This window comes from Kitasatospora sp. NPDC101155, assembly GCF_044768305.1.
Taxonomy (GTDB): domain Bacteria; phylum Actinomycetota; class Actinomycetes; order Streptomycetales; family Streptomycetaceae; genus Kitasatospora.
The window spans coordinates 124,174-133,555 of sequence record NZ_JBIWPN010000017.1 but is presented as its reverse complement, the minus strand read 5'-3'; the positions used below and the strand labels follow the sequence as shown (position 1 = coordinate 133,555).

The 9,382-nt window shown below is 71.1% G+C and carries 13 protein-coding genes and 1 pseudogene; 10 read left to right on the top strand and 4 right to left on the bottom strand.

The features are described 5' to 3' along the window. Nucleotides 1-93: 93 nt before the first annotated feature. The 3 genes from ACIRYZ_RS25550 (at nt 94) to ACIRYZ_RS25540 (ending at nt 1,962) form a co-directional block, all read left to right on the top strand. Complete coding sequence (locus ACIRYZ_RS25550; protein ID WP_402948078.1) at nt 94-393, top strand: hypothetical protein; 300 nt, start codon at nt 94-96, stop codon at nt 391-393. 1 nt (nt 394) lies between these two features. Beyond that, a complete protein-coding gene (locus tag ACIRYZ_RS25545; protein ID WP_402948075.1) occupies nt 395-778 on the top strand; it encodes a DUF397 domain-containing protein in 384 nt (127 codons plus the stop codon). 179 nt (nt 779-957) lie between these two features. After that, nucleotides 958-1,962 carry a hypothetical protein gene (locus tag ACIRYZ_RS25540; protein WP_402948074.1) on the top strand — a complete coding sequence of 335 codons (1,005 nt, stop codon included), beginning with the start codon at nt 958-960 and terminating at the stop codon, nt 1,960-1,962. Between the two features lie 118 nt (nt 1,963-2,080). Here ACIRYZ_RS25540 and ACIRYZ_RS25535 read toward each other — a convergent pair whose 3' ends face one another. Then, the gene (locus tag ACIRYZ_RS25535; RefSeq protein ID WP_402948071.1) at nt 2,081-3,274 is read right to left on the bottom strand and encodes a permease; all 1,194 of its coding nucleotides are present in this window, start codon (nt 3,272-3,274) and stop codon (nt 2,081-2,083) included. Nucleotides 3,275-3,297: 23 nt separating this feature from the next. Here ACIRYZ_RS25535 and ACIRYZ_RS25530 point away from each other — a divergent pair, with 23 nt between their 5' ends. The 3 genes from ACIRYZ_RS25530 (at nt 3,298) to ACIRYZ_RS25520 (ending at nt 5,575) form a co-directional block, all read left to right on the top strand. Then, complete coding sequence (locus ACIRYZ_RS25530; RefSeq protein WP_402948069.1) at nt 3,298-3,780, top strand: hypothetical protein; 483 nt, start codon at nt 3,298-3,300, stop codon at nt 3,778-3,780. 141 nt (nt 3,781-3,921) lie between these two features. Beyond that, a complete protein-coding gene (locus ACIRYZ_RS25525) occupies nt 3,922-5,016 on the top strand; it encodes a hypothetical protein (RefSeq protein WP_402948067.1) in 1,095 nt (364 codons plus the stop codon). 73 nt (nt 5,017-5,089) lie between these two features. After that, a complete protein-coding gene (locus tag ACIRYZ_RS25520; protein ID WP_402948065.1) occupies nt 5,090-5,575 on the top strand; it encodes a hypothetical protein in 486 nt (161 codons plus the stop codon). Here ACIRYZ_RS25520 and ACIRYZ_RS25515 read toward each other — a convergent pair. Then, entirely contained in the window at nt 5,562-6,437 is an 876-nt protein-coding gene (locus ACIRYZ_RS25515; RefSeq protein WP_402948062.1) for a hypothetical protein, read from the bottom strand. The two genes, ACIRYZ_RS25520 and ACIRYZ_RS25515, sit on opposite strands and share 14 nt — an antisense overlap. Nucleotides 6,438-6,576: 139 nt before the next feature. Here ACIRYZ_RS25515 and ACIRYZ_RS25510 point away from each other — a divergent pair, with 139 nt between their 5' ends. The 4 genes and pseudogenes from ACIRYZ_RS25510 to ACIRYZ_RS25495 form a co-directional block, all read left to right on the top strand. Continuing rightward, nucleotides 6,577-6,960 (top strand): hypothetical protein, encoded by a 384-nt coding sequence (locus tag ACIRYZ_RS25510; protein WP_402948060.1) that lies wholly within the window; start codon nt 6,577-6,579, stop codon nt 6,958-6,960. Nucleotides 6,961-7,039: 79 nt separating this feature from the next. After that, on the top strand, nt 7,040-7,903 hold the full coding sequence (locus tag ACIRYZ_RS25505) for a hypothetical protein (RefSeq protein ID WP_402948057.1): 864 nt from the start codon (nt 7,040-7,042) through the stop codon (nt 7,901-7,903). After that, nucleotides 7,900-8,133 (top strand): DUF6087 family protein, encoded by a 234-nt coding sequence (locus ACIRYZ_RS25500; protein WP_402948054.1) that lies wholly within the window; start codon nt 7,900-7,902, stop codon nt 8,131-8,133. Before ACIRYZ_RS25505 ends, ACIRYZ_RS25500 begins: the two co-directional genes overlap by 4 nt. A gap of 194 nt (nt 8,134-8,327) precedes the next feature. After that, nucleotides 8,328-8,597: pseudogene (locus tag ACIRYZ_RS25495) on the top strand (transcriptional repressor); the annotation flags it as partial. Here the strand turns inward: ACIRYZ_RS25495 and ACIRYZ_RS25490 are convergent. Together ACIRYZ_RS25490 and ACIRYZ_RS25485 are read right to left on the bottom strand one after the other, a co-directional pair. Beyond that, the gene (locus ACIRYZ_RS25490; protein WP_402948139.1) at nt 8,513-8,728 is read right to left on the bottom strand and encodes a hypothetical protein; all 216 of its coding nucleotides are present in this window, start codon (nt 8,726-8,728) and stop codon (nt 8,513-8,515) included. The pseudogene ACIRYZ_RS25495 and the gene ACIRYZ_RS25490 sit on opposite strands and share 85 nt — an antisense overlap. A 74-nt stretch (nt 8,729-8,802) precedes the next feature. After that, nucleotides 8,803-9,381 (bottom strand): maleylpyruvate isomerase family mycothiol-dependent enzyme, encoded by a 579-nt coding sequence (locus ACIRYZ_RS25485; RefSeq protein WP_402948051.1) that lies wholly within the window; start codon nt 9,379-9,381, stop codon nt 8,803-8,805. Between the last annotated feature and the right edge of the window lies 1 nt (nt 9,382).

The window sequence follows — 9,382 nt, the reverse complement described above, 5'->3', positions numbered from 1 at the left end:
CAACCACTGGCAGTTTCCGTAACCATCAGGTAGGTGCCCCAGCCGCGCCACACGTCGGCGGCCCCTTGGCATCAGTCATCTAGGATCTCGGCCATGCGCCACAGCCTCACCGACCTCGCCCGCTGCCTCTGGGGCGACGAGTACGGACCCACCCCCGACTGCGACGCGCAGTGGCAGCACGAGGAGTCCTACTTCACCGAACTGCCGACCTTCGCCGGCCCGGACGAGATCCTCACCATGTTGCGGACCCTCTGCCCGCACCTGGTCGACGGCTACCTCCCGGTCCGGGTCCGCAACCCGTCGGAGCGTGGCCGCAACACCGACGGTGCGCCGCCGAATGCTGGGTGCGGAACTTCGGAGGATCAGAGAGGGACTCAGCCTCAGAGTCGATGACGTGGCAGCCCGACTCGGCTGGCACCAATCCAAGGTCAGCCGACTGGAGAACGGCCGCCACGGCGTGAAGGCGAATGAGGTCGGGATACTGCTCGACGTCTACGAAGTCACCGACCCGGAAACCCGGGAGGCGCTCGCAACGCTGGCGCGCGAAGGCAAGCGCAGGGTGTGGTGGCAGCCGTACTCGGATGTGATCTCGCAGCGCTATGCCTCGTTCATCAGCTTCGAGGCGGAGGCTGTGTCGATCCGGAACGCTGACGGCTTCGCCGGCATCGTTCCGGTCCGTGACTCCAAGGACCCCAGCGGTCCGGCGCTCGTCTTCCCGGCCGAGGCATGGACGGCGTTCGTCACCGCCATCAAGGCCGGCAATATTCCCAACGCCTGAACATTCCTGCGTGAGAAGTCGGCCAGGCCGACTTCTCACGCAAACCTCTCCCCAGCCTCCCCACCGCGCTCAAGAAACTGAAGCAGGTCTTCGCCGACTGAAGCCTGTTGCGGGAGACCGGTCCTCCGTACGATGCCGCGTGTGATCAAGGAAATGCCTGTATGTCGTCGGGAGCGGCGATGAAAGCCACCGCCGTCTCTCCGCCGCGGCCGTTGGATGTCACCTCGGTCTTTCCCGAGCTCGCCGCTCATGCGAGGACAGCGGTCCGGCTGCATCCTGCGCCGGCGACTCCCGGCCCGCGTGACAGCTCCGTGGGAGGGCCGCTGGCCTGGCCGGAGGATGAAGCATGGCCGACCTGTCCGGGTGGCCGTCATCCGGTGCACCGGCAGCCTCATCGCCCCGCCAACGTCCGGGGCGATCGGTCGACAACGTTCGCCTACCACGGTGAGATCACCTGGGACCGGATACCCAAGGACGAATCGTGGCCCTTGCTGCCCGTGATGCAGGTGTATGCGCATGACGTGCCCTGGTACGACGGTTTTCCGGAGGGCATGGACATCCTTCAGATCCTGTGGTGTCCGTTCCAGCACTCCTACGACGCTCGGGGGGTGCCCTACAACGGAATCGCCGGCCCGTGGGTCCAGGTCCGCTACCGCCGCACCGATGACCTGGGAGACCGCTTTCTGACGCCGCCGGAGCCGGTTGCCATCGGTGAGCCCGGCTATCTGCCCACCCCCTGCCTGCTTCGGCCGGAGCCGGTGACCGAGTACCCGCACCCGGGTGTCCTGGGCGAGGAGTTCGAGACCCGGGTCGAGGAATGGGAGACGGCGACCTTCCCCGACCCCGACTACCCCGAAGAATACGAATCCCGCTACTCCTGGGACCTCTCGACGGCCCCGGGCTGGAAGCTCGGTGGCCATGAACCCTGGAACTACCAGGGCTACTACGGCCCGGTGCGGTGCGGCACGTGCGGCAGCGGGATGCGCTTCGTGGCCGCGATCGCCAGCGACGAATGGGACGGGGGCACGGAGAGCTGGGCGCCTGTCGGCTTTCTCGAAGGCAGCCCGCGCGATCGGCGTCAGTGCCAGGAGCCGACCGACGTCGTACTCGGGCGACGAGAGACCATGCGCGTCTTCACCTGCTCCCTCTCCCCAGATCACCCGGTCATCAGCGACCTGATGTAGCCGCCCGGCACTGTCACTTCGGGCCGCGTTCGTCGTCTCCGTCAGGACCGGCGAGTCCCCCAACGCCCGAATGGTTTGCGTGAGAAGTCGGCCTGGCCGACTTCTCACGCAAGTCCCGTCAGTGGTGGCCGTGGTGGTCGTGGCCCGCGTGCGGGTCACCGTGTGCTGCGTGCCCGTCCGCGTCCGGGGCGCCGCCCATCATGCGGAGCATCGCGGCGCCGCCGGTGCGGAAGAAGCGGATGAGGAGGACCACCGCCAGCAGCAGGAAGGCGATGTTGAGCCAGGTGGTGTAGTTCCACTCGACGCCGGACATCGGGATCTCGGCGTTCCGCTGGTTCGGGACCAGGCCGAGGCCGCCGAAGAGGAACTCGACCGTGTAACCCGCGAGCACCATCGCCGTGTAGAAGGTGCCGAGCAGGAAGAGGGCCATCCGGGGGCCGTAGTACTTCCGGTAGATGTTGAGGATCGGCAGGATCAGCAGGTCGGCGAAGATGAACGCGACCACGCCACCGAAGCTGATGCCGCCCTTCCAGAGGACCACCGCCAACGGCACGTTGCCGATCGAGCAGACGAAGGACGCGATCGCCACCAGCGGGCCGACCAGCGGGCCCCACAGCTTGCCGGCCAGCGGGTGGTCGGCGAAGAAGAAGGCCTGCCAGAACGAGTCGGGGACCCAGGCGGCGATGGCACCGGCGATGAGCAGGCCGATCACCAGGTCCTTGAGGATGGCGGCCCACTCCATCACGAAGACGTGCGAGACCGAGGTGAGGCCTTGCCGGGAGAGCAGGCGCCGGGCGAAGGAGCCCTCGCCCGCGACCGACATGTCCATCGCGGCGTGGCCCTCCATCGAGCCCGCCCGCCCGAACTCCGCCTGCTCGCGGGCCTCCCGGAGCAGCCGCTCGCGCAGCAGCAGGCGGAAGAGCAGGGCGAGCAGCAGGATCATCACCGGCCCGCCGACGAACTCGGCCGCGGTGAACTGCCAGCCCAGCAACAGGGCCAGGATGACGCCGAGTTCGATCACCAGGTTCGTCGAGGCGATCTCGAAGGCCATCGCCGCGGTGAAGTTCGCGCCCTTGCGGAACAGCGAGCGGGCCAGGGCGACGGCCGCGTAGGAGCAGGAGGAGGAGGCCGCGCCGAGGGCGGAGGCGACGGCGAGGGTGCGCGGGCGGTCGTCGCCGAGCAACCGCACCACGGTGGACTTGTGGACCACGGCCTGCACGACGGCGGAGAGCAGGAAGCCGAGGATCAGGGCCCAGGTGATCTCCCAGGTCATCGATCCGGCGATGGACAGCGCGTGCAGGATCGCGTGCATGGTGGTCCGCCTTCCTCAGAGCCGTGTCCCCGGTGGGCGCCGGTCACCATATACCCGTACGGGGTATTCAGGAACCGTGGCGCGCCGACACCCGCCGCGCCGAGCACGCACAGCACGGTGGCAGCCAGCACGGCGTGGTTGGCGCCGTCGGCGGCGGCCCGGGCGCTGGCGGGGCGGCCGAGGCCCATCAGGGTGACGGTGACCGCGACGCCGAGCGAGGAGCCGAGGTAGCGGGCGGTGTTGTTGGCGCCCGAGCCCGTCGCGGCGCGGTGCGCGGGGACGCTGGTGACGGCGAGGCGCCCGAGCGCCGCGTTGAGCACGCCGCTGCCGACACCGGCCACCGCCAGGCCGGGGGCCAGCCCGCCCGCTCCCTCGGCATCTCCCTGCGCACCCTCAGCCGTCTGCTCTCCGAGGTGATGCAGGAACTCGGCACCTCCAGCCGCTTCGAGGCGGGGGTGCGGGCGGCCAAGCTCGGCTGGTGGACTGACGTTCGTGACGAGTTGTGATCGCTTCTCATGACGGGTTGTGACCGGTCTGCGAGCCCCCGACCGGCGTCCTAGCCTGAAGGGGGACACATGGCACGGCCACACGCGCCCTCCGCGGCGTCGACACCCCAACCCCTTCCAGCCGAAAGGGGGGCATTTGTCATGACCACCCAAGCCACCCAGTTCACCCTGGAAACCGTCGACGGCTCCGGCATCGTCCTCGGACAGTCCTTCCTCACCCTGGACGGCAACGGAGAACCCGCCATCGCCTACCTCTCCGGCCCCGCGACCGAGGCCTCCGTGATCGTGGCGCGCCGGCACAACGGCCAATGGACGCTCGACAACACCGGCGGCCGCGGCACCCCCGACAACACGCGGGTCGGCCTGGGGTTCGACTCCAGCAACGTTCCGCACATCGCCTACCGGGACGGCGGCACCGACAACGGCATCTTCGGCACCAAGACCAACGACGAGTGGTCGTTCGAGGAGATCCCCACCCAGGGCGGGATCATCGCGCGCGGCGTGGCCGACGTCTCCCTGCAGATCGAACCGAACCTGCACGACCCCCCGTTCGCCGACACACCCACCGTCGGTTACCGCGACGCCTTCCAGGGCGACTCCGTGGCCGTCGCACGGAAGGTCGGCGCATCGTGGCAGATCAGCGGCGTCGACGGAGCGAGTGCGACCAGGAACGGCCTCTCCCTGGCCTTCGACAGCAGCGCCAACCTGAGGGTCGCCTACTTCCAGGGCTTCGACGACGGCACCGCCGTCATCCCGGAACCGCTGAAGCTGGGAGCCGAGGTGCCCAGCGACGTGACCGACACCGCGCCGCCGACCTTCGTGAGCCAGGTGATCGACAAGGACGTCCACGCCGCCGCCGGCGTCTCCATGGCCCGCGGCCTCTTCGCCACCCAGCTCGTCGCGTACGCCGACCACCAGGTCGGCATCGTCCACGCCTGGGTCAACGAAGGCGTGGGGCTCCCCCCGAGCATCGAGGTGGTCGCCCCGGCCAACGGCGGCGCCGGCCCCCGCCACCCGTCCGCGGCGGGCAGTCCCCACCAGCTCCTCTTCGTCACCTACCTCGACGGCGGCCAGGTCATGCTCGCCGAGCGCGCACCCGACGGAGAGTGGAACAGCCGGCCCGTCGCCCCCGGCGACGGCTGGCCCTCGCTGGCCTTCGGCAAGGACGGCACGGCACACCTGGCCTACGGGACAGGCAAGTTGATGTACGCCCGAGCCCCCATCGACCCCGTCTGACCGCCAACACCCCCACCGACTCCGCAGCCACCCCGATCCCACCCGCCCGGAACCGACCCCGCAACGGGAACTGATGCGTCGCACCACCACCGGGGTGGCCGCACTGCTGGCCGCCACTCCCCTGCTCGCCGCCTGCGGCAGCGGACCCGGGGCGCCCACCGACCCGGCCGCCGGTCGGCCGAAGACGGAGCTCGCCCTCCCCGCCGACAAGGAGGCCTGGAACGCCACCTCCCCGTACCCGACCAGCACGGTGACCCTGGCCGTCAGGCAGCGGTTCAGCGTCGCCGGGAACAAGGGCCCCCAGCAAGGGGCCTGGATCCAGACCTCGGCGAGGGACGGCGCCGCACTGCGGCCCGGCCCGGACGTCGTCACCACGCCCTGCCCGGAGGACTCGCTCGGCTGCGTCGAAGGAGTCGACCACGTCTACACCGCCCTCGCTCCCGGCACCAGCACGCTGACCTGGGAGTTCCACGACAGGAGCAAGTGCCGCGACGCGCCGACGCAACCGGTCGTCGGGTGCAGCGACATCACCAAGAGCATCCAGGTCACCGTCCGCTGACAGCCTCCGCCAGCCCGCGGTTGAGGGCCGCGTGCACCCCCGGTTCCAGGTGGCGGGCCCAGGGCGGGTTGTGCTCGCCGCGTAGGCGGGCGCAGCAGGCGAGGGCGTGGCCGAACTGGTCGGGCGTGAGATAGCCGAGGTGGTGCGTGGTGTCGTCGGCGGCCGCGCCGTTGAGCGTCCTGCTGGTCAGGTCTCCCATCGGCAGGACGGAGAAGCCGCGCCGGGCCGTGGCGTAGCTGTGCGCGGCGTTGGCGGTGAAGACGCCCATGCCGAGGAAGACGGTCACCAGGTCGGTCAGCTTCTCCTCGTCGGCTTCGGGCCACGAGGCTCTGAGGCGTCCTTCGCCGATCAGGCGCAGATGGCCGAGTTCGTGGGCGATGAGCGCCGCGAGTGCCGCCGGCCGGTCGGCGTGCCCGACGTCGAGCTCGATGACGTCCCGGCCCTCGGTCCGGTGGTAGTGGCCGACCGTGCGGCGCTTGCCGCTCCGCCCTGCGGAGTTCTGGTCCTCGGCCTCGAAGAGCTGGACTTCGAGGGCCCCGGTGTCCGCGTCCATCACGGCGCCGACGCGGTCCACGAACTCCCGGATCCGGGCCCGCTGGTCGGGCCCGGTCAGGCCGGTCGGCAGGAAGTCCGCGGTCGGCAGGGCGAATTCGCGCCGCACGGCCTGTTCCCCGAACTCGGCCACGCACCAGCGGAGGACCTTCTCCACCCACGCCCGCCCCTTGGCACCCTGCGGATCCTCGGCGGACGCCGAGCCGGACACCGAACCGGCCGCCCGCATCCAGGGTTTGACCTCGTCGAGGTCGATCGCGCCCGGAAAGCCTTTCTCCGGCCGCTTTTCACCTCCGAAGATCCATGACATGCCGGCATCCCCCCGTGCATCACTCGTGCATCCCCTGCGATCCACTGTAGCCACGCGTCCGGCGCCCGGCGAGAAGCGGGAGGCGGCGGTTTCTCCGAGGCTGCCAGTCGCGGATGCAAGCTGCGACGGGACCAAATCTTTGGTCGACCTCTGGGTGGGGCTGAGGGCGCACGAGACTCCGGCTGCGGACCGTGAGACCGCCGTTCAGCAGCTGCGGGACGTCCCGCCGGGGTTCCTGGCCCAGTACGTGCGCGTCGGCAGCCTCACCGCCGCGCTCGACCTGCCCGAGCCGGCGATCGGCCGGGAGGCCGCCGAACTGGTCCGCGGCCGGCTGCGCGCGGCCGCCGCCACCGGGGCGGACCTCCGACGCGAGGTCCTGTTCGCCCGCTGGCCGGCCGCCACCGGAGAGCACCCGTCCTGGCCGTGGCCCACCAGTCCTCAGGTCTTTCATCGGTATGCGATTCGTGCCGCAATTCCACCTGGCTGGACTCATGGCGTCACACCTTTGACATATCCGGAATGACAGCCATAAGGGCTCTCATTACGTTCATCGCAGGTCGGTCGCCTGGCCGGCGTCCGCGAGAGAGACAGAGAGAAGTGACATGCTCACGCGCACATTAACTGTGGCCGCTGCCGGAATAGGCGCGACAGTCCTTGCAGCCACCGGCATCACCTACGCCTCACCCTCCGGATCCACCTCGGTGCTCCCGTCCGTCCAACAACCGACAGCCCAGCCTGGCCAGCCGGCGGCCCCGCCCGCCCAACAAGCCGCCCCGGCCCCGGCCGCGGCCGCCGCTGGCGGCGGCAGTGCAGGCGGAGAGAAGAACGCGGGCGGCGGGCACGACAACGGCGGGCACGACAACGGCGGCGGCGGACGTGACAACGGCGGCGGCGGGCACGACAACGGCGGCGGCGGGCACGACAACGGCGGCGGCGGACGTGACAACGGCGGCGGCGGGCGCGACAACGGCGGCGGCGGCGGACGCGAAGGCGGCGGCGGACGCGAAGGCGGCGGCGGCCGTGAAGGCGGCGGCGGCCGTGAAGGCGGCGGCGGCGGACGCGAAGGCGGCGGCGGCGGACGCGAAGGCGGCGGCGGCGGACGCGAAGGCGGCGGCGGCGGACGCGAAGGCGGCGGCGGCCGTGAAGGCGGCAAACGCGGCCACCACAAGGAGGGAAGGATCTTCATCAACGAACGTACGTACTCCGCAGGCACTGAGGGCTGCATCACCGCGGCCAGCGGCCTGGGCGCCAGAAGCTTCAACATTCGCAACGAGAGCTGGAGGACCGTCGAGGTCTTCCGCGGCTTCAACTGCGACAACGGCGGTCCGGTCGCCGTCGTGGGCCCCCACAGCTCCAACAACGGCGTGCGGGCCCGTGGCCTCGACGAGAACGAGTGGGGTGGCGACTGGGATTGCGAGGGCGTCGTGGGCAGCTTCCGGGTGATCGGCCACCACCGCGAGTGGTGACAGCCTGCCGGAAGCGGGCGCTACGCGGCTTCGAGGCCGTCGCCTACTCGCATCAGTGCCTCCCCCGCCTGCTCTCCCGTTGGGACGGCTACCAGTGGGCACCGGAGTCGATCGCGGTCGACTCCGCCGCCGCCCGACGAGTGCCGAACGGGATCGACTGCGATGGGGTGGTCCACATGTCGGCACCTCAGCCACGCAGGACCCACGTGGGCAAGCACCGTACGACCTGATCCACCTGGAAGCACGAGACGCCCCCTCCTCCGCGGAGAGGGGCGTCTCGTGCTTCCGCCCGGCGCCCTGTCCGACCTGGACGGCCGTCGGAATGACGCCCACCCCGGCGGGAGGCGGCGGCTTTCCGGGGCGGCCGGTCGCGGGGCGCAAGCTAGGACGGGACCAAATCTTTGGTCGACCCGGGTAGGGGCTGATGGCGCGCGAGACTCTGGCTGCGGACCGTGAGACCGCCGTTCAGCAGCTGCGGGACGTGGGGTTGCGGGTCACCGGGCCACGGTTGGAGGTGCTGCAGTCGCTGGCGGCCGAGCCGCACCAGGACGTCGAGTCGATCACCGAGGCGGCGCGGGAGCGGTTGGGGACGCTGACCAGCCAGGCGGTCTACGAGATGCTGCGCAACTTCCTGGAGACCGGGCTGGTGCGCAAGTTCGAACGGCCGGGCCGGACGGCGGTGTTCGAGTTGTCCGGGCCGCCGCACCACCACGCGCTGTGCAGCCGGTGCGGGCGGGTGGCGAACGTCGAGGTGGAGGCGCCGGCGCCGCCCCGGAAGGGGCTGCGCGGCTGGCGGGTGGACGACGCCGAGCTGGGGTCTTCCACGGGGAGTGCCCGGACTGCCGGGGGCGCCGGCCGGAGTGACCGGCCGGCGCCCCTGAGGTCGGTCAGCCGGCGGGTCAGCCGGCGGCCGGGGCGGGGGTCGGCCAGACGATGCCGGCCTGCACCACATGCGCCGGGGCGGGGGCGGCGGGGGTCGGGTCCGGCCAGACGATGCCGTTGTCCGCCGGACGCGCGGTGGTCGTCGCGGACCCCTCGACGGCCAGGACCGCGGCGGCGGCGAAGGCCATCGGGGCGAGCAGGCGAACGGCAGTAACGCCGAGCGCCTCCCGGACGTCCCCGGCGTGCACCCACTCGCCGAGCGCGATCACGTCCAGCTCACCGTCCGCCGCCTCGATGGCCGGGCCCGCCTCGGCCATGCCGGATTCCAGCTCGTCCAGGATCCGCCGCACCGGCCAGTCGGCGCGCTCGGCGACGTCGGCGGCGTTGTGCTCGGGGGTGAAGCCGGGCAGTCGGCCCTCGACGATGCGCATCAGCGCGGCGCCGCAGTGGGCGAGCAGCTCGCGCACCGTCCAGTCCGGACAGGCGGTGGGCAGCTCGAACCGCTCCAGCGGGGTGTCGCGCAGCAGGGGCAGCAGGGTCTCGCGCTCGGTGCGCAGGAGTCTGCCCGGGCGCGCCGGGTCGCGGGTGGTGATCATG

Coding starts and splice junctions, on each gene's coding strand:
- ACIRYZ_RS25540 (WP_402948074.1), top strand. CDS start 958: ATGAAAGCCACCGCCGTCTCTCCGCCGCGGCCGTTGGATGTCACCTCG.
- ACIRYZ_RS25520 (WP_402948065.1), top strand. CDS start 5,090: ATGCGTCGCACCACCACCGGGGTGGCCGCACTGCTGGCCGCCACTCCC.
- ACIRYZ_RS25485 (WP_402948051.1), bottom strand. CDS start 9,381: ATGATCACCACCCGCGACCCGGCGCGCCCGGGCAGACTCCTGCGCACC.
- ACIRYZ_RS25505 (WP_402948057.1), top strand. CDS start 7,040: ATGCTCACGCGCACATTAACTGTGGCCGCTGCCGGAATAGGCGCGACA.
- ACIRYZ_RS25525 (WP_402948067.1), top strand. CDS start 3,922: ATGACCACCCAAGCCACCCAGTTCACCCTGGAAACCGTCGACGGCTCC.
- ACIRYZ_RS25550 (WP_402948078.1), top strand. CDS start 94: ATGCGCCACAGCCTCACCGACCTCGCCCGCTGCCTCTGGGGCGACGAG.
- ACIRYZ_RS25535 (WP_402948071.1), bottom strand. CDS start 3,274: ATGCACGCGATCCTGCACGCGCTGTCCATCGCCGGATCGATGACCTGG.
- ACIRYZ_RS25515 (WP_402948062.1), bottom strand. CDS start 6,437: ATGTCATGGATCTTCGGAGGTGAAAAGCGGCCGGAGAAAGGCTTTCCG.